The organism is Sphingopyxis sp. P8, assembly GCF_020622175.1.
In the GTDB taxonomy this organism is placed as follows: Bacteria; Pseudomonadota; Alphaproteobacteria; order Sphingomonadales; family Sphingomonadaceae; genus Sphingopyxis; species Sphingopyxis jiangsuensis.
Genome location: NZ_JACNMK010000002.1, coordinates 862,576 through 881,659, shown reverse-complemented (window position 1 = coordinate 881,659; position 19,084 = coordinate 862,576). Strand labels below are relative to the sequence as shown.

The following is a 19,084-nucleotide window of genomic DNA, read 5'->3' as shown; positions in this document are numbered from 1 at the left end:
GGTCTCCTGATCAGAGCAGCGACCACCGCTGCTCCCACCACCCGATGCCCCGCTGCGCCTCTGGCGTCGGGGATGCGGCTGCTCAGGTGCCGCGATTCACTGACAACACCAATGCTTGCGGTGCCAAGGAAGTCGAGGGGAATGTTGACTGGAGGCGATGTCGCCTTTCCACGACCATCGCATCCTTCGCTTTCGCCGCCATGGATGAGAGCTGTCCGGGATCATGCCCGGTACTCACTTGGGTGCTTGGCGCATTCCTTATAGTACCATCGATTCGTGGGCTTGGCGTCAGAAAGGACCTGGAAAGAGAGCGAAGGTCTGTGCCGTCTGCGTCGACCTGTCGTTTCGGCGCGGACGGCTAGGCGATCGTGGTGTGCTGTGGTGGGTAGATGATCGCGAACTACTCGCAGCACCGAGCGTTGAACTCGGGTGCAGGTCTGGCTCTAACTACGTGAACACCAGTTCCAGATTGGCCTTACGTCGCGCATGATCGGGCATCAGTTTTCCCATCAATCTAGCGAACTCCGGTCCGTGATTTGGGTAAGGGAGATGGCAAAGCTCATGGGTGATCACATAGTCGATCAGTGGCACCGGCACCTGCACCAGAACATGGTTGAGCACCAGGCTATGCGACGTAGGAACATAGCTCCCCCAACGGCGCTCCATTTCGGCGATCTTTAACTTGGGGCGTTCGAAGTCTGAGCTGAATAGCTGAATGCACGCCGACAATCTTTCAGAAAAGATACGATAACCCTGAACCTCATACCACCGCATCAAGCGATTTCGGATCCTGCTCGGTTCATCTGAAGGCACGCCGCCCACAATTATCCAGTCGTCCTCGCGGCGGGTGCCCCGTGCCTCGGGATCAACCCGCAAGCGGTACTGCCGACCTAGGAAATAATGTGTTTCGCCCGGAATGTATCTGCGCGGGGGCAAGGGCGGAGTTCGCAACACCGCCTCATCGACCTTGTCGAGAATCCATGAGGCTCGCTTGCGCAGAATGGCCTCAATCTGGCATACTTTGGCAGCCTCAGGGGCAGTGACAACGACGCTGCCGTCCGGCTTTACGGAAATTCCGAGGGTCTTTCGCGCAGATCTGCGAAGCGTGTAGTCGAACGCTTCCGTGCCGATTTCCAACCGCCCGGCTACCTCGGTCATTGGGCCGCTAGCCTTCTGGCGCGGGCAATGGCCTGATCGAGCATCTCATCGATCAGATCGAATTCGAGGCCGTACTGACCATGCTTGTTCTTGATTTCATCGATCAGGAAATCGTCCATGTCCTGCCGCATCAGCTTTTCGATGTCTGCATCGTTGGTCCAGCCCACGCGGGCGTGTCGTCCAATGATGTTCGCGAACTCGAGAGCGATGAGCGACGCGATGTCTTCGGTCTGGGCGCCTGATACTTCACGCATGGACTCCGCTGCCTGCCGGTACAGCGCGCTGGTTAGCGGCGCGCCGCGCACAGCTTCGGGCAGGTCACCGCCGCCCTGCCCCTGAGCCTCGCGCACGACAGTGGCACGGACTTCCTGCGCCTGGTTCAGATATTCGGCTTCGCTCAGGCGCCCCTCACGGAAGGCATCGATGATTTCCTGAACCATCCGCGAGAACCGCGCATAAAGGGCGGGATCTTCCTCCATTCGCTCATTGATCGTGCGGGTTGCCGCCGAAAGAATGGTGTCGGCGACAGAGGCAGGGCTTCCGCTCTGTCCTTCGACCACTTGCCGGAAGCTCTGATCGTCGAAGATGTCGACGGGGGAAACCACGGACATCAGCTCGCTCGCATCAATATGCTTGTCGAGCAGCGCGCGGATGGCCGCCTGATAGCGACGATAGTCGTAATCCTCGTCAGCATCGCCGTACCGAAGGCGGACCGCCCGGCGCAGCTCCTCGAAGCGCTTCAGGTCTGCCTTGTAGTTGGCAATGACCCGCTCTTCGGTCTCCTCGATCCATTGCTGACACGAGAACGCAGTCTGCAGCGTGCGGGCGAACGCGCTCAGCCTTTCATAGAAGCGTCTGCGGGTCAGTTCCTCGCGCAGGTGGAGCTGGTACGCTTCCATGTCGAACGCATTGCCGATGCCCTTGAACATGTCGAGCAGCGCGGCATGCCGGTCTGGCAGGAGCTGCGCCTCATCATGGAGCGAAAGCATGGCCTCAGCGACGTCACTTTCGTCATAGCCTGCGAACTCGCGATAGCTGGTCAGCGCCTGATCGAGATTTCCGAGGCTCCCGACGTAATCGACGATCCGGCCATGTTCCTTCTCGTGAAGCGGGCGGCCCAATTCGTCCTCCTCGCTTGATGAGAACAGCCGGTTCACCCGCGCAATCGCCTGCAGCAGCTTATGCTCGCGCAGTTCCTTGGCGAGATAGAGCGTCTGGTTACGCGGCGCGTCGAAGCCGGTGAGCAGCTTGTCGACCACGATCAGCACATCAACGCCCGTGCCGGCGATGAACGCCCGGATTGTGTCCTTCTCAAAGGTCTTCAGCGGCTGCAACGCCGTAACCTGTTTCAGGTAAGCCTTGACGACATCATCCTCGTCCTCGGCACCCACGGCTTCGTGGCCCTGCCGATCGTCCTCTTCGGAGATGATGACTGCGCTGGTCACGAGCCCGGTTTCGTCCATCAGCTTCTTGAGCAGCACCGCTTCCCGCTTGAACGGTGCAACCAGCTGCGCCTTGTATGGCGTGCCGCGCAGGTTGCGGTCGAAATCGTTGGCGATGTCCCAGGCCACTTCCTGAAGCCAGGGTTTTACCCCCTGCACGACCTGCGCCCGGGCCATACGCTTCTTGAGATCGGCGCATTGGTCGGCCGAAAGCTCGCGCGTCACGCGGTCGAACCATTTGTCGAGCGGGGCCTGCTGAACTGTCATGTCGACATGGCGGCCTTCGTAAAGCAGCCGGACCACTGCCTTGTCCTCAACGGCGCGATCAATCTTGTAGTCGTGGATCAGCCCGCCGAAGCGGTCGAAAGTGCTCTTCTCCGACTTGAGCAGGGGCGTGCCGGTAAAGCCTATATAGGCGGCGCGGGGCAGCACCTTGCGCATCTGGGCATGCAGGCTGTCGATATCGGTGACGGCTTGGCTGCGATGGCTTTCGTCGACCAGCACGAAGATGTCCTGATCGTCGTCAACAAACTGACCGGCAGCGGCCAGGGCCGAGCGGAACTTGTGGATCAGCGTCGTGACCACGGCGCGCTTTTCGCGGAGCAGACGGATCAGTTCCTTGCCGGTCGCGGCCTGTTCGGGCGACTTGCCGGTGTCGCGGAAGGTGCCGGTCAGCTGATCGTCGAGATCGACGCGATCGGTCACCAGGATCAGCCGCGCGCGCGGATAGGCCCGCTCGATCGCACCCGCCAGCATCACCATGGTGAGCGACTTGCCGGACCCCTGCGTGTGCCAGATAACACCGCCTGCGCGTTTGCCCGCCGTATCGACCTGCGCCACGCGCTCCAGCGTGCGCTCCACGCCGAAGAACTGCTGGTAGCGGGCGACCTTCTTCACGCCATTGTCGAACAGGGTGAAGCCGCGCACGATCTTGAGCAGGCGTTCCGGCGTGCAGAGGCCGATTAGCGTGCGGTCGAGTTCGGTGGGCAGGCGTCCGCCGCTGCCTGCATCCATGAGGCGGTCATGGGCGCGGCGGAACGGGCTGAAATCGGTCCAGATCCGCGCCGCCTCTTCCGGGTCGAGCCCGCGGTTGACGCGCGTGTGCAGTTCGCCCTCGCCAAAGCCTTCCTCGCGCCAGTGTGCCCAGAAGGGGGCGGGGGTGCCGGTGGTGGCATAGCGCGGGGCGCTGTCGTTGGCGGCGATCAGCAACTGCGCGGGCACGAACAGCCGGGGGATTTCTCCATCCGGGTTCTGGTTGCGGATCATCTGGCTGACGCCCTCGGCGGTGGTGACGGCGCTCTTCTTCACCTCAACCACCACCAGCGGCACACCGTTGACGAACAGCACGATGTCGGGCCGCCGGGTATCGTCCCGTCGTTCACGCCGCACGGCGAATTCGCAGGTCATGTGGAACCGGTTGTTGGCGGGCGTGTCCCAATCGATGAAGCGCAGCTGCCGGCCCTTGGTCTCCCCCTCGATCGTCATGTCGATCGAAGTGCCGAGCCGCAGCATGTCGCTCGCCCTGCCATTGGCGGTGAGCAAGCCTTCGGAGAGGTTGGCTGCAAGACCCTTCAGGCGGTCCACCGCCTCGCGCGCGGCAGATTCGGTCACGGGATGGTTGCGCCCGCGCTGCCGCACTGTGTTGAGCGCCAGAATGCGTTCGGCCAGCACATCTTCCAGCACGATCCCATCAAGCCGTCCACGCCGCTCGGCATCCACCTCGGCGCGGGGCATGTAGCGCCAGCCATTGCGCGCGAGCGTCATCACGGCGGCGAGCTGCACACCGCCCATTTCGGAGGTCGCGAAGCGGGGGCCGGTCAAAGGGCCCATTCCGGATGCTGAGCCGCCCGGTAAAAGGCTACGCAGGGTACAGCGGGCGACTGCCCGATCTTCTCGCGATGCGGCTCAAGAATGTCGATCAGCCCTTGGTAATAGGCCTGTTCGCCAGCGTAGGCTTCCGCCTGCGATTTCAGTTCGAGGTGCCGACGATATACGTAGCTGATCGCGTCAGCTACCTGTACGAGTGAAGAGTGATCTGACTTGATGGCGAACGCAGTGTTGATGATGTGATCGAAGCGGTCCTTTTTCGTCCTCGGTAGCCAGACGCTCTTTCCACGCACCCTGCCCCGGCATTGGTAGAGACCGTCATACCAGTCGCTACAATCGTATAGACCGTCTGAAAGCCTTGCCATCTCGGCCTTGTTGTCATCCATGATGAGAACAGTCAGGCCTTTGCTGTTGGCCACGCCTTGCATCTTCTTTTGCACCAGCGCGCTGGTGAACATGCTGGCGGCAATCCAATAGTTGTTGCCGAAGGGATGGCCATGGTCAGCGCCTACCGCCGCGTCAAAGGCGTTGAACGACAGTCCGATGCCATAGATCTTGCCTCCGTTTGCCACGGCAAGACGGCATACGTCGGTCAAGAAATCCTTGCGCTCCTGAGCGGCAATCTGGTTCCAGGCCCCCCTGCCGTTGATGAAACGGCTCGTCTTGAGATCGCCTCGGTTGCCGGGGTGTGTGGCGAACAGCGCTTCTAGTTTCGCATCGAAATCGGCCGTTTTCTTCCTAAGCTTGTAAGCGTCGACCATCAGGCCGCACATGACAAAGACGTCACCTTGGTCGCGGCCTCCGCTTTCGTCGGCATAGATGAATTTCATGCTGCCACCTCGATATTGCTGGGGAGCAGGGCCTCAATGCTTTTGGGAACGGGCAACTTACCAGTGAGGAGCCCCTGCATGAGGCCGCGCTTCTGGTTACGGAGGAGAGTAGCCAAGGCTTCGAGTTGGTAGACCTCATCCGAAGCACTTGTCAGGGTCTGCCCGATCCGCATCCTTTGGTCTTTTGGGATTTTAGGGATCTTGATGGTCTTGAGATCCGACGCCGAAATGGCTGGGTAACCCGATCCCGTCACGCGACCATGAACCTGCCGTTCGACGGTTGCGGAGGTCATCAGGTGGAAGATGAAGGCGCTATCGCCACGTTCCTTGGGACTGAGAATGGTGTAGCCCGTTGAGAACACCGCGCTTGGGTGCTCGGTGACAACGAAGAGCCGACGAAGGAGAGGCCGCACCGTGGAATATGCAACATCACCGGGCCTCGCAAGCCGACGGGCACGAGATGGGCTTTCGGCATATGTCATCCACCCCCCGGCCTCGTCGTCATCGCCAATGGGGAAATACTCAAACCTGAAATCAGCTGCTGTGGCGTTTGGCAACGACGCGGCGTTAACGCGCACCAGAGTGCCAAGCTCTACGCCATCAGACCAGAGTTCCATTTGTTTATCTGCTACGGAGCTCAACAGCTTCTTCTTCGATCTCGCGAGCTTTTCAGACGCTGCGATCGCTTCATCCCATGCGTCCAGCACCGCCGTGATCCGCCGCTGTTCGGGCGGCTCCGGCACTGCAATCGGCCACCTAAGCCAACCTTGCAGATCAAAGACGAGCTTTTCTACGTGTACGCCGATGCTCGAATGAAAGCACGTTTGCTGAAAGTAGATCGAGGCGGTGAGGTGTTTGAGAAAACCCGGATCGAGCGCGGCGGTAGGACGCAGAGTGGCATACTCGTTCGAGACAATCGAACCTGCCAATTCGGCCGGCACGATCCCGCATGCGCCGTGTGCAATCTGGCGACGCGAGATTAGAAAATCGCCCTCGGCAATCTCAAACTGGGATGGCGTGGCGATATCTTTGCCAAGCAAAGTTTCGCGCCGAACGATCCCACCGCGACTGCGCCGCGCAGTTACCAGTCGATACTCCTTGGTCTTTTCCAACCTGACCGGTCGCTGCACCACCTTGAGCAACGCGCCGATCTTCGGGGTTGGCCACCCTGCCGGATTGTCGATCTTCGGGATGCCCGGTTGAATGCTTTTGGGATATGCTGAACCCCCTTGTCCGCCACCGGTGCTCACGACTTAGCCCCTTTGCCCTTCGGCTTCTTCTTCTCAGCCGCAATCCGCTTGGCCGCCTGTGTCGCCTCCTGAAAATGCTGCTCGACCGCGCTGGGGGCATTGATGCGGCGCTGGTTCCAGATGGGGTATTCCGCCTCCACCTTGGCCATGGCGGCGGCATGGCTGATCCGCCCTGCGCCGGTAAGGATGTCGCGATCCGCCAGCTTCAGGAACTCGTCCAGCTTGGCGATCCAGTCCGCCATATGCATCGGGCGCCGCCCCTGTGCCTGCAATTCGGCAAATTCGAGATAGGCCGTGGTGACGCGGTTGAGCGGCTCCATCTGCTCTTCGCTCAGATAGTTCTTGGCAATCATCGCGTCAGCCTTGCGTGGGGCCTTGCCGTCGCGCGCCTGAAGGCGAATGACGGTGACGCCATCCTCGGTCTGGTACTGGATCAGATCGCTCGCCATCAGAGCGATACCCCCAGTTCCTTCAGGAAGCCGTCCATGCGCTTGCGCGTATCGGCCAGCTGCTTTTCCAGCGCCACGATCTCGGCCTGAACAGCGGCAATGTCGATTTCGGCCTCTGCCTCGAAGGTGTCGACGTAGCGGGGAATGTTGAGGTTGTAGCCGTTCTCCCGGATCTGGGCCCGCTCGATGAGGGAGGCATAACGCTCCACGTCCTCGCGCGCCTGATAGGTGGCCACGATCTTGGCAATGTGGCCTTCCCCCAATTCGTTCTGCTTCTTGCCGGGGGTGAAGTCGCGGCTCGCGTCGATGAACATCACATCGTCCACGCCAGCGCGCGCGCCGCCCTTTTCCCGCGAACGGTCGAAGATCACGATGCACACCGGGATGCCGGTAGAGGGGAACAACTGCGCGGGCAGACCGATGACCGCATCGAGCAAGTTCTCCTCGATCAGCTTCTGCCGGATCACGCCTTCAGCCGCGCCCCGGAACAGCACCCCATGCGGCGCGATCAGCGCAACCTTGCCCTCACGCGGGCGGGCGCTTTCAATCATGTGGCTGACGAAGGCATAGTCTCCGCGCGACTGCGGCGGCAGACCACGGTGATAGCGGTGGAAGCGATCGTTCTTCGCCGTCTCGCTGCCCCACTTCTTAAGGCTGAAGGGCGGATTGGCGATCACGCGGTCGAACCGCATCAGTGCATCTTCGGTCAGGAACTTGGGGTTGGTCAGCGTGTCGCCCCATTCGATGCGCGCGCTATCCAGCCCATGAAGGAACATGTTCATCCGGGCGAGCGCCGAGGTCTGGTTCGTCGCCTCCTGCCCGAACAGTGCGACATTGGCTTCGCTGGCGTGCTGCTTGCCTTCCTTTTCCGCCACATACTCGGCAGCGCGGATCAGCAGCGTGGAAGAACCACAGGCCGGATCGCAGATGCGGTTGCCGGGCTGCGGATCGGCAAGCTTGACCAGCAGCTCGGACACCTTGCGCGGGGTGAAGAACTCGCCAGCCTTCTTGCCTGCATCGCTGGCGAAGCGGGAGATCAGGTAGATGTAGGTTTCGCCGATAACGTCTTCGGCGGTGTCCTTGCCCGAAAAGCGCGAAGGCGAGAAATCGAGCGCGGGCTTGTGGAAGGTGTCGAAAAGGTCCTTCACCCGCCGGTTGCGGTCAGCCGTTTCACCAAGGTTGTTGCGACTGTTGAAGTCGACTGCGGTCAGCACGTTCTCCAGCTTCGCAAGGTTTGCATCCTCGATCGCTTCAAGGGCGATGTTGACCAGTTCGCCTACATTCTCGGCGTTGCGCTGGGGGTACAGGTCATGGAAGCTGGTGCCATAGGGGAGCTGGAAGCGGAAACGCGAGAGGCGGCGGGCGATCCGCGTTTCGTCACCGTCATACTGCTCGGCAGCCTGCTTGCGCTCGTCGGCCCAGATGTCGCTCAGGTACTTCCAGAACAGGAAGACAAGGATGTAGTCCTTATAGTTGGCCGCATCGATGGTGCCACGGAACGTGTCGCAGGCATCCCATGCGGCCTTGTTGACGTCGGACTGTTTGACGGGGGTCATAGGGTGGCTTCCTTCATAGGCAGGGCAGCAGCCTCAGCCAGACAATGATTGATGAGGGTGGAGCGAAGGCGGACAAGGTGATCGGCCAGTCGCCGTTCCTCTGCTGCCTCGCGTGCAAGAGAAACAATTGCCAACTGGCGCTGCCAGTCGGGAACCGGGAGCTGAAGGCTCTTCAACGGCCCTAGCGGCAGGCGCTTAGCGGCCGACCCTTCCCGGCCTTCCGCAAGAACTGCCTGCGTTGTCGGCAGATTGAGGTAGGTGGCGATGTAGTGGGGGCTGACGTTTTCAGGATCGGCGAGCCTGATGACGGCAAGATCGAGGGTGGCGAACAGTGGCGGGCCATCAAGATCGCTAGCGTCAATGACAGCGGCGTTGTTGGCATTGCCGCGCAACGAGATCACAACGTCGCCCGCGCGCAATGTCCCCGAGCGCGCCGAAGGTGGCGCACCCACCTTGCTGAGCATGCGCGGGAGGACGCCACTACCGTCCAGGTCGCCCACCATGACTGCGAGCGAATCGCTTGAGCCCCGCACGACTGCAGTGCCGCTGAAAATGCTAGCGCATGCTACGAGGTTGATTGTTGCCATGGATCCGGTTTCTAGCGCAGAATCTCAAACTGTCAATGGAATTAGGTTCCATAGCGAAATATTCGAAGGCGGCATCAACTTCTTCCGCTGACGCCCGACTTCATGGCACTCAGCGTCCTTCGTAACCGGAAGAAGTACAGACCGACGGTTCCTTGGTGCGATGTATGAGACCGACTTTGCGGGCCGCGTGGTCGCTGGCACGCTCGGAATGCTCTGGCCGGACGTGACGGATAAATCTGCGGGCAACATTGTTGCCGGCTTGTTCGGCGGCTAAGTGAGCCGCAAAATCCAAGCCCAGAAAGCGATGATGATGAGTCTTCTTTTTGCTCTGCTCCTGATGACCACCGCATGCCCCGACACGAACGATCCTCAGTGCACGATGGAGCAGCTCAAGACCGAACTGACCGAAATTCGGCAAAGCGGCGAGAAGCAGAAGCGTAACAAGCCATGGCCGGTAGAGCTGCGCGAGCGGGCAGAAGCAGGCCGCGACAAGGTCACCACAGAGTGGCTGCGCTGCACTCGCAAGAAAGCCATGGAATACCTGGCACTCTCCGAAACAGCTGAAGCCGTTGCCGACGCGTCACTCTCAGTGTGCAGCGAATGGTCATTCGCTTACAAGGTCTGGAACTCCACCGTGTTCCAAGCCGCAGGAAGCTCAGTCATCAACGCCAATGAAACCTACGCCATCGTGCAGAAGCGCGCCAAAGAAGACCTGATCGCGTTCGTCATGGATATGCGCGTTCGCCGCAGCCGCCAAGGAGCGCCGGCTGCGAGCGGCCAGAACTGACGGTCGCAGCGCTAACCGCGCCCGGTGTCAGCGATCCTTTGGAGCGTCCAAGATGGGCGCTCCACCTCACGAAGATCGAACTGAGTTCAGAGCATCGATTTTTCCATCGGAGCGTAAGTCACCGCGATGGGTACGCGCTCATTTTGACATCTCCATCACGCTGATGTTCATGAGCTGCCCCATCCGGCCGATGGGATCGTTGTGATCGTAGACCTGCTTGCCCAGCGCAAGGCTGGTGCGGCGCTTCTCCAACTCATCGGCGATGGTCCGCGCGTCCGGCAGGGACCGGGCAAGGCGATCCAGCTTCGGCACGACCAGAGTTTCGCCGGCACGCACGACAGCCAGCGCTTGGGAGAGGCCGGCGCGATCACGGTTGCGACAGGTTACACCTCTCAGTCGCAGGCCTAGAGGCTATTCTCAATAATCCTGATAGGGCACAGGTCGAAAGAGTACCGTACCGAGCCAGTCCGGATCAGGAGTGCCCAGCAGGCCAGGGGCCTCCTCCAGCCATCGAATGCGCGCTGCGGCTGCGGTCTCGGCAAGTCTCAGAATTCTCTCCGCAGCTTCTGCCTGCCCTGTCAGCATCTGCTTCTGCCTTTCGTCTACGACATCCGTCCGACTCCAAGCGCGATCGACGTTTATCTGTAGGACACGGAGCAGATCCTCCTGCTCACGTGCCAGCCCACCCAGTCGGCGCGTTGTTGCCAATTGAAGGGCCTGACGCTGTTCTCGCCACAATGCTATCGCTCGCGTAGTGTGGGCATCGCGTAGCTGGCCAACCGCCTCATCGACCAGGCCGACATCGAGCCTGAAGGGGTTGCCATATGCTTTCGGGAACCGCGCCTCTTTCCGGTCGGCATCTGCCTGGAGGAGGTCCTTGAGAGCAGCGGCCGGCATCACCTTCCAGGTTGTGTCATCAAGGAAAAAGGCAGCCACCTCAAAAATTGGCTCCAGCTGAAGACCCAGCCAGCGGCAGTCGGCATTCCACCACTCCGCTGCTAGATCCAGAAGGGATTGCAGCCGCGCCTTCTGGCGCTCGCCCGGTGCACTTCTGATGATCTGCAGCGCTTCCTGCTCGAAGGCATCAAAGGTTGAGGAGGGTAGTGCAATGACAGTCGGGTCCGCCAGTGCCGCAGATGCAAGAACCGGCTTGCTCCTGAAGCGGGCCGCGGTCGCATTTTCCGGATCGAATCTGATTGTCTCACCGATTGCAGGATCACCCGCAGAGGCAGCGCGGGCAAACTGGATTGTCTTTCCAATCAGATCATCGTGGACGGAGTCGCCGTGGCTCAGAAAACGTAATGGCCGACCTTCAGGCTCCCCATCGTCCGTATGTACCTTCATTAGGGGGGGCCTATGGAGATCTCGCAATCTGCAGACGAACGGAACATGGTCAGATATCCAGTTGCCGCCCTCGACCTCGTCGAGCCGGATTGCCGGGGACACCTTCCTGACGGGGTCTGTGTACCACAGTGTCGAGAATTGGACATCAGGGTCGACCTTGTCCTTCCTGCCCCCGATGCCGAGGAGCTGTGATCTCTTCAGGAACTCCAGCCATCCAAGCAGTGCGCGTTCGCTTCTTTGCGTGAAGGTATCCGTAGCGTTGGAGGATATTACAGGGTCAGGCAAATCAGCGGACTGCAAAGCCTCGTATTGCTGTTTTGCGAGGTCAGCCAGCGCCGGCGCATACTGTTCGAGCTTCGAGATCTGAGCCGTTTCGTGAACTGACCCGTTGATCTCTTCCAGGCGCACGAGAGCCTTGCTCACACCTTGTCCGGAAGCGAGCGCCTCAAGGCACTCGCGTATCTCGACTTCTATTTGCGGAGGAACGGGAGGGATTGGTTCAAGAAAAACACCAAGCTTCTCAAGGCCGGCGAGTATCCGGCTCTCAGGACTATCCGGCTGTACGATGGCCCAGATCGAAATCTCCTCGAACTTTCTGCCATTTTCGCCTTTGAAAAGCCCATTTGGTCTCAGTCTGTCCAGTCGACCGATGAGCTGATCGACCGCGTTCTGGTCCCAAGGCAGATTGTAGAAGACAATGCTCTTCGCAAAATAATGCAGGTTCAGACCTGCCTGAATCCAGTCGCCGACAAACAGGATCCGATCCTCTCCCTCCGAGAAGCGCGCCATTGCCTGCTGCATCTCATTTATGTCTTCCAGCTCGGTCTTGGCACTACCGGCCTGCCGACGGATGGTCGAAATCCCGATGCGTTCGCCCGTAGGGTCAAAATATCTCCGGATATTTCGCGTTACAAAGTCGATAGTTGGATTATCGCCTGCAACAATCACGACCTGCTCGTCGGGATTCCGAGCCCAGATTAATCGAAGCAGATCGAGCAGGGTATCGAGGCGAGAGTCACCAGGGCCGGTATCGCATTGCTCGAGCGCGCGACGACCCGCCTCTGAATTCGAAAGATCGTACCCGGCCAAAAATGGCCTGACTGATCTTGATCCTCGGTGAAGGCGCTGTGCTGCTGACCAGTGATCACGATCAGCCTTGTCGGTCTCCAGCCATTCAAGGCCATATTGCAGTCGTTTGACGTCAGCATCGTTCGGCTCGGTAACGAGGGCTTCGAATTTTCTCTTGGGGAAGAACATTGGCCACTGTTTTCGGGTTGAACGGACAATGCGGCGGCTCCTCGCAAGGCGTTCAAATGCTTCTGCTCCATCGAGCCGGGCATCGGCGATCTGCTTGCAGGCATCCTCTTCAAGGGCCTCAATGTAGGCATCAACACCGAGATCTTCTGCTTCTGCAAGGCTCGTCTTCTCCGGCTCAAGGATAGACAGGATCCTCGTTCGGGCGTCCTTTTCTCCTAAACGCGGACTTGCAGAGAGAAGCAGAACCTGCCGGAAAGAACGGGCCTCCCTCTGCACCACGTCCATGACCGCGACTGGCATCAGTTGAGGCTCATCGACTATCAGAAGATCAAAAAAGTCAGGATCAAGGGAGAACGTTTCGAAGCCGTCGTCACTCCCGTCGCCTCGAGCAAGAATTGTCTGGGGATTGATAATCCGGACCAGCCCGTCCTGAAGGCTCCCTGTTCCGTCAAAAACTGTGGCGTTCACATGGGCCCTGGTCCAGCATTCCTTGTGCCATTGATCCATCAGGCGCGGCGGGGTCAGGATGACGGTGCGGTGCGAAGGTTTCTGCCGGCGCAGCGCATTCAGGATCATCAACGCCTGCACGGTCTTGCCCATGCCGACCTCGTCGGCGATGAGATGCCGTATTCTGATGTCGGAAAGAATGAGCTTCGTTGTTGCGATCTGATGTGGATAGGGCTCAGCCGCGACACCAAGGGCGCCGCCCATCCCCACTCCAATGCCCTCGCACAGGCGACGCATTGCCTGAACACCAGCAGCGAATGCCAGAAACCGGTCTTCAGCCATGCCTGGCGTCCATCGAGCGAGCTGCACGGTAGCGTAGCGCAGCATAACGAACCGCGCGGGCGGTTTGCCGATCCTGCAGAAACCGTGCGAGTGATGTCAGCCACTCCTCACTCCTCAGAACTTCCGAGGGCTCAGTCCAGAGGTGCAGGCAATCCTGGATGTTGGGGGCAGTAATCCATTGTTTCTGGCCTCGTGGGGATCGATCCGTATGGATATCTGCGAGAAGGGAAACAAGTTGCGCCTCGGGCAGGCTGAAATCCCAGGTCTGCAGTTGATCTCCCCGTTCCGCCGGCAGGATCATTCGCGAAAGCAAGCTGCCACTCATGCGATCAACCGCTGATCTTAATGCGGACTGCCATTGTGATGGTTCCGAGTAGGGGTCTACGTCTCTGAAAGCTTCCGCTTCCTCACCTTCCAGATGGTCGGCCAGAACCCCGTAGGTGTTGGCAACGGCGCCATCCATCTCTTCAGCGAATTTATCGAAATCAATATCCAGCAGATCGGCCGACAGTTGTGGCCAGGCAGACTGCATCTCATCCGCGAGGCTACGTGCGAGAAGCTTCTGCAAAGAAGTCGGGACGGGTGGCAGCTCCCCTCCGGCAGCGAGTTCTGTCTCGATGGCCCGGGCAGCGACAACATCGAAGAGACTGCCAGCAGAAATCTGCGACCGGCGCTCTGCCTCAAGCCAAGCGGATCCGCACAACTGCTCCACAATCAACTCCTCAATACGGCCAGCAACTGCACGCGATGCGAGTGAAGCAATCGGATGGACCGGCCTCGCTACCGACCAGAGGAGATACCCGTTTACGGCCTCCGGAAAGCTGACGATATCTTCGCCGCTTTCCAGTGTCCGCGCGATCTTTCCAGGAAGCTGGGGATCAATGTCACCAGGCCTCAGTGCCTCAGGGCCATCGCAGATCGCACCGAGATAGACCGGTGTTCCGTCAGCGGTTGGAATCAGCACCCTGTATGTGCTGCTCTGACTGTCAGGATCGTCATATGCGGCCCTCGAAAGAGGCGCCGCCGCTTCAGAGCGGGAAATCTCAAGCTCACTATCATCCGAAAGGGCGTGCCAGACACCATCATTGTTGAGCCAGTTGACCTCGACTGGATCCCAGTCGAGACGCCAACGCCGCTTCCAGATCTTGTGGAGCGACACTTCCAGGTTGAGGTGCCCTACCCTGTCAGGCGCTGCCCGGACGAGCGCCTTGGCCAGTTCGCGGATCAGTTCAGAGCCGGATCCAATCGTTGCCGGTATGGTGTCAATCTTCGTCGAAGCGGATGCGAGCCTGACCCCGGAAGATTCAACGGTGATTGATACGAAAACATGCTTAAGGTCCATTGGCGAACTGATCTGAAGCCGAAGCTGGCCTCGCTGAATATCTTCGACGGAAGGAGACGAAGGTTCTAGCTGTACGGATAAGGGTCTTGCCGTCTCGTCAACCGAGGTGAAACTGACTATCGTTGTTGCGTTGGCCTCGCCGGTCTCGATCTGGATCTCCTGATGATCCGGAGCGTCATCCAGAGTAGCGGCGACATGGTTCGCACCTAACCTCAGCTGACCGACTGCATTAGATCTCACGATCCATTCGCCCGAACCGCCGACTCCGGTGCGCCGTAGAAGGACAGGCATACCACGTGCGTAGACTGGCCCAGCGATTCCTTCGGCGATCGCTATCCCCCCCATGATTTCATAGGGCTGTTCGTGCTCCATGGCGGCCCCGGCTCTGTTGAGATGAAGCAGTCCCTTTGCAGAGGAGAGCTGAATTTCGAGGAAGTGTACTCCTTCGCTTTCTGCAAGACACACAAGTCCTTCAGGCTCAGCAATTATCCTGGAAGTCGCCAGGAGCACGCGTCTGCCACGCGGGATTTTTCTCTTGCTGTTCCAGTCGCCAAAATGGCCCGGCACCATTTCCTCGACAAGGACCATCGGATCGCTCACGGACGGCATTAGCTTCCGAAGTCGATCAACGAGCTCCTCTGATTCATTGACTCCGCTCAGCAGATCTTTGCTGCCTGAAAGAAGGGAGTGAAGCGACGAAATCTGTACTTCGAGTTCGGAACCCGGCGAAAGCTGCGAGGAAACAAGCTCACAACCTCCATCAGCCAGCGAGATGCGCCCCCCGAACTTTGCCAGCTCACGCTCGATTGCCTCCCGCTCTGGCCCTTCCATAATCGGGACCTGCAACGTCACTCTCGGAAAGCTGCCAACATCAGGAACAACCCGAAAGCGGAATGGCTGAACTGCCGGCTTGCGATTTGCAGTCTTCAGTTTCTCCGAAGCTGACGCGACCGACCGCCTTGCAATCGGATCAGCTTCGAGATCTGCAACAATCCGGTCAAGGGACACGGTCTCAACGGCATTTTCCTCGACAGGCAGGTCGAGCAGTCTCGAAACAAGAGCTGACACCACGTCCGTATGCTGGAGCCATTCAATAAGGCGCGTGTTCTGCTGGCTTCTCGCCTCGATCTTGAGTCTCTCGACAAGTTCGAGAATTGAGGCGCCGCCCAACGCAAACGTCATCGAACGGCGAAGCGCGAGGGCGAGTGGGCGATGAATTTCCCTTGATGCAACTGCATTCGTGATTGGCCACGCAATGTGTCGGAAATTTCGGGTCCAAGGTGTTTCGGGAGGAGCCTTCAGGCCGAACGTTTTGTGGGCGTAAAGGAAGGCTCGCGTATGGGCCTGTCTTCCAGATTCGGTGATTTCTGCTGCAATCTCAGCCTCAAGCTTCGGCCAGAAATCGGTACCGGTTCCACGATAATCGTAGCCGACCTCGGATGAGCAGGCGACGACAGAGAGGGGGAATGCCTGAAAGATGCTTTCGACGGCCCGTGACCTGACCATACGGCCCAATGCGTTCTGCGCCTCCTGAACCCTTTCCGCATCAAGGCCGTGCTCAAGGCCAAAGACAGGAAGCCCCCGCCTTTGCTCCCGATGAAAATCAAAGGCCGTCCTGATATCTGCTTCGATCTCCGCGAGACTCATGTCCAGAAATCTCTCCACCTGCGCGAGAACCCGATCAAGCCGCCAATCCAATTTGCATGTTTGACGAGATTTAAACTGGCATAATACATACTGCACTGTATTACTTGAAATTCTCTTGAGAGGAAGGCGCTTGCGTTCTTTTGCCCCCGTGGAGTCCGAACATCTTGCGGGATCCATCGGTCTTCCCAGCGATGAAGCGGGGTTGCCCGCCAGGTCTCATGTCGCGGACGCGATCAGGAGATATGTTAGCGCTCGCCGTTCGGCGGATTTCAGTGAGGTGGCTGCCTGGATCAATGCCTTGGCGTCATCTGCCGGTTATTCAACTGGAGCGGTCGACGCCAGATTCCGAAGCATCTGCAAGCAGCTGTCTGCTGTCGGCGATCTCTCGCTGATCGAGAACGGCGGCAAGAAGTACCTTTTGGCCGTTGAGCCAATGACAGTGACGTTGGGGCTTGGGCCTGATGTGCTGCTCGGCGACCTGGAAGATGCGGGTCCCTTGCTCGATGCAAACTCCGTCGTCAGAAAAACAGTGGCACAGGATCAATCTGTCGACCTTTTTCAACACATACCTCCTCCTCCTTGGCCCTCCATCACAGATCGTCTCGGCCTTGCCGAGGGATTGCGCCCTGCCAGCATTCTGGACAGCCTTCGTGAGGCCTCGTCGCATTCATCACTTCAGATCAACGCCGGATCCGAACCTCAAACGCTAGTCGAGCTTGGCAGTTTGCAAGTGAGGCTTTGCAATGTTCCGGAGGGAGAAGGGCGAGTACCCGCAGTCTGTTTCCGGGATGGGGCCGCCAATAACGTCTGCCTGAGGCTGGACGATCCTGATGATCTTGCATGGCTGTATCTCAGCCACGCCGGCCCGGCCGGTGTGAAGGATTGGCCCGAGCAGCTCGGAATGCCCGAGAGGCTTCTTGCGATCCTGACGCTCCTCAGCACTCCTGAGGATGACAGTCTGAACAGATGGAGCTTTGGTGAAGCATCTGCGGAGACATTTTCGGAATGGCTCGGTATTCCGACGCCCCATGGAATGCCCGTACCCGAGGACCGGGCGCAGGCGGAAGTAATTGAAGCCCCGATCGATGCGCGCCTGCTGATTGCCGCCGCACCAGGGTCCGGCAAGACCTGGACGGCCTGTAGCAGGATTGCGAAACTTATCGGAGGCGGCGCTGTTCCTGCTCGCATTCTGGTCGTCAGCTTCACGAGAGCGGCCGTTGCGGAAATTCGTAACCGGATTGCTGGGTTTCTTGAGCACCCCGATGATGCCTTTGCGATCAATATTCAGACGCTGGATTCGCTGGCGTGGGCACTGAATTCGGGCGCGGGGACCGCCAGCGACCTAACCTCAGCGGACTTTGAGGCCGGGATCAGGGGAGCGCTCAAGCTGCTTGAAGCTGATGAGGACTGGCTGCTGGATGAGCTTGAGCGGTATCAGCATGTAGTGATCGATGAAGCGCAGGATCTCACCGGAGATCGCAGGTCAATGGTGCTGGCTCTTCTGAAATGCTTGCGGAAAGATTGTGGAATCTCTGTGTTCCATGACCCGGCGCAGTCCATCTATCATTTTGTGGAAGGCGAAAAAGCAGGGATCGAAAGCGGCCTGAACGCAATTGAACCTGCTTTCAGAACTGTCGAGCTGTTCAGAAACTATCGGTGCAAGTCGCAGAAGCTTCTGGACCTGTTTGCTGAAGGAAGGCGCCTTCTGGATTCTGACGAAATGCAGCCGATTGAGATCTTCGAGCGCATCCGCAACGAGATCGAGACGGCTGCAGAGCCTGCTACCAGCCAACATGGGCGGACTGTCGGAGGCGACGCATTCCATCTCTTCCGGTGGCGTGGACAGCTGACTTCAGCGATCAACCAGTCCCTCCGCGCAGGACAGCCTGTAAGGACCCGGCTGCCTCATCACCGCACGCTGATTCAGCCCTGGATTTCCGCTGCGCTGCAATCCGCGATTGGTGAGTCCATCTCCGAAAAGGAATTCCTTGAAGCATACACCAGCCTCCAACCGTTTCCCGGAAGGCCTTCTCAACAGGCATGGGCGACGCTCCGGCGGGTCAGTGGCGATGAAAGGGGCGGGGTTGACCTCGTCAGGCTTGCGGAAATGATGAGGAGCAGCGCGCCGGTCGCAGAGCTTGCCATAGCGGATATCGGCCCCCGATCTGCTCCGCTCCTTTCTACCATCCATGCTGCAAAAGGCAGGGAGGCCGAGGTTGTCGTGCTGAGCCTCGCTGGCACAACGCGAGCCGAAGAAGCGGAGAAGATTCTGGAAGAAGCACGTGTGCTATATGTTGGCGCCACCCGTGCATCAAAGGAGCTTAGAATTGGCGCATACCCCAAGGGGATGAAAACCTTGCGCGGTGTTCGCAAGCGCAACTGGAGGGCCTTAACTGCCACCGCGAATCCGGCTGCCTATGTTGAGATTGGGCTTCCGGATGACGTCGAAGCGCAAGCGTCGGACAAAGGTGCGCAAGATCTTGCTGACATAAATTTCCACCTGTGGCGGCGATCCGAGAAAATCGGCAGGGCGGTGCTCACACTGAGGAGCGGCAGGTATAGAATCAGTCTGGATCAGGATTCCGGAAAAATCCCTGTCGGTTGGCTATCAGCTGCATTTACATCAGACCTGCGGATGATCGGAAAAGAGCTGACCGGCAAGGATGTAAGTCCGTCGATCAGGATCGAGGGCGTATTTGTCATTGGCTCCAGCTCTGTCGTGTCCCAGGATGCCTCAAAGTCGCCAAGATTTTCGCTGGCACCGATCCTTGCGGGGACCCCACTGGTTTTTTTCCATTAGAGCCGGGTTCGCGCCATTG

General features: G+C 59.1%; 12 protein-coding genes. 2 read left to right on the top strand and 10 right to left on the bottom strand.

Annotated elements, in window-relative coordinates:
• Window positions 1-447: 447 nt before the first annotated feature.
• The 7 genes from H7692_RS12655 to H7692_RS12625 are packed head-to-tail and all read right to left on the bottom strand — an operon-like array spanning window position 448 to window position 9,099.
• Entirely contained in the window at window positions 448-1,158 is a 711-nt protein-coding gene (locus tag H7692_RS12655) for a M48 family metallopeptidase (protein WP_227340290.1), read from the bottom strand.
• Window positions 1,155-4,430 (bottom strand): type I restriction endonuclease subunit R, encoded by a 3,276-nt coding sequence (locus H7692_RS12650; RefSeq protein WP_227340289.1) that lies wholly within the window; start codon window positions 4,428-4,430, stop codon window positions 1,155-1,157. The genes H7692_RS12655 and H7692_RS12650 overlap by 4 nt, the downstream gene beginning before the upstream one ends.
• Window positions 4,418-5,257 (bottom strand): DUF3800 domain-containing protein, encoded by an 840-nt coding sequence (locus H7692_RS12645; RefSeq protein ID WP_227340288.1) that lies wholly within the window; start codon window positions 5,255-5,257, stop codon window positions 4,418-4,420. Before H7692_RS12645 ends, H7692_RS12650 begins: the two co-directional genes overlap by 13 nt.
• Window positions 5,254-6,507 (bottom strand): restriction endonuclease subunit S, encoded by a 1,254-nt coding sequence (locus tag H7692_RS12640; protein ID WP_227340287.1) that lies wholly within the window; start codon window positions 6,505-6,507, stop codon window positions 5,254-5,256. The genes H7692_RS12645 and H7692_RS12640 overlap by 4 nt, the downstream gene beginning before the upstream one ends.
• Entirely contained in the window at window positions 6,504-6,956 is a 453-nt protein-coding gene (rhuM, locus tag H7692_RS12635) for a RhuM family protein (RefSeq protein WP_227340286.1), read from the bottom strand. The genes H7692_RS12640 and rhuM overlap by 4 nt, the downstream gene beginning before the upstream one ends.
• Window positions 6,956-8,512: a type I restriction-modification system subunit M gene (locus H7692_RS12630; protein ID WP_227340285.1), complete on the bottom strand. Its 1,557-nt coding sequence runs from the start codon at window positions 8,510-8,512 to the stop codon at window positions 6,956-6,958. The genes rhuM and H7692_RS12630 overlap by 1 nt, the downstream gene beginning before the upstream one ends.
• Window positions 8,509-9,099, bottom strand: a complete 591-nt coding sequence (locus H7692_RS12625; RefSeq protein WP_227340284.1) for a hypothetical protein — start codon at window positions 9,097-9,099, stop codon at window positions 8,509-8,511. Before H7692_RS12625 ends, H7692_RS12630 begins: the two co-directional genes overlap by 4 nt.
• 274 nt (window positions 9,100-9,373) lie before the next feature.
• On the opposite strand from H7692_RS12625, the gene H7692_RS12620 reads away from it, so the two are divergent.
• Window positions 9,374-9,886, top strand: a complete 513-nt coding sequence (locus H7692_RS12620) for a hypothetical protein (protein WP_227340283.1) — start codon at window positions 9,374-9,376, stop codon at window positions 9,884-9,886.
• Window positions 9,887-10,024: 138 nt separating this feature from the next.
• On the opposite strand, the gene H7692_RS12615 is transcribed toward H7692_RS12620, so the two are convergent.
• From H7692_RS12615 to H7692_RS12605, 3 genes are read right to left on the bottom strand one after another with little or no spacing between them, the layout of a single operon-like run.
• Window positions 10,025-10,282, bottom strand: a complete 258-nt coding sequence (locus tag H7692_RS12615; protein WP_227340474.1) for a recombinase family protein — start codon at window positions 10,280-10,282, stop codon at window positions 10,025-10,027.
• A gap of 21 nt (window positions 10,283-10,303) precedes the next feature.
• The gene (locus H7692_RS12610) at window positions 10,304-13,276 is read right to left on the bottom strand and encodes an SNF2-related protein (protein WP_227340282.1); all 2,973 of its coding nucleotides are present in this window, start codon (window positions 13,274-13,276) and stop codon (window positions 10,304-10,306) included.
• Window positions 13,269-16,265 (bottom strand): hypothetical protein, encoded by a 2,997-nt coding sequence (locus tag H7692_RS12605; protein ID WP_227340281.1) that lies wholly within the window; start codon window positions 16,263-16,265, stop codon window positions 13,269-13,271. The genes H7692_RS12610 and H7692_RS12605 overlap by 8 nt, the downstream gene beginning before the upstream one ends.
• A 148-nt stretch (window positions 16,266-16,413) precedes the next feature.
• Between H7692_RS12605 and H7692_RS12600 the strand changes: the two genes are divergently transcribed.
• Window positions 16,414-19,065: a UvrD-helicase domain-containing protein gene (locus H7692_RS12600; RefSeq protein WP_227340280.1), complete on the top strand. Its 2,652-nt coding sequence runs from the start codon at window positions 16,414-16,416 to the stop codon at window positions 19,063-19,065.
• The last annotated feature ends 19 nt before the right edge of the window (window positions 19,066-19,084 follow it).

What these genes read in the sequence shown, in the direction of transcription:
- H7692_RS12655 (WP_227340290.1), bottom strand. Translation starts at nt 1,158, where the DNA reads ATGACCGAGGTAGCCGGGCGGTTGGAAATCGGCACGGAAGCGTTCGAC.
- H7692_RS12650 (WP_227340289.1), bottom strand. Translation starts at nt 4,430, where the DNA reads ATGGGCCCTTTGACCGGCCCCCGCTTCGCGACCTCCGAAATGGGCGGT.
- H7692_RS12645 (WP_227340288.1), bottom strand. Translation starts at nt 5,257, where the DNA reads ATGAAATTCATCTATGCCGACGAAAGCGGAGGCCGCGACCAAGGTGAC.
- rhuM (WP_227340286.1), bottom strand. Translation starts at nt 6,956, where the DNA reads ATGGCGAGCGATCTGATCCAGTACCAGACCGAGGATGGCGTCACCGTC.
- H7692_RS12630 (WP_227340285.1), bottom strand. Translation starts at nt 8,512, where the DNA reads ATGACCCCCGTCAAACAGTCCGACGTCAACAAGGCCGCATGGGATGCC.
- H7692_RS12625 (WP_227340284.1), bottom strand. Translation starts at nt 9,099, where the DNA reads ATGGCAACAATCAACCTCGTAGCATGCGCTAGCATTTTCAGCGGCACT.
- H7692_RS12610 (WP_227340282.1), bottom strand. Translation starts at nt 13,276, where the DNA reads ATGGCTGAAGACCGGTTTCTGGCATTCGCTGCTGGTGTTCAGGCAATG.
- H7692_RS12605 (WP_227340281.1), bottom strand. Translation starts at nt 16,265, where the DNA reads ATGAGTCTCGCGGAGATCGAAGCAGATATCAGGACGGCCTTTGATTTT.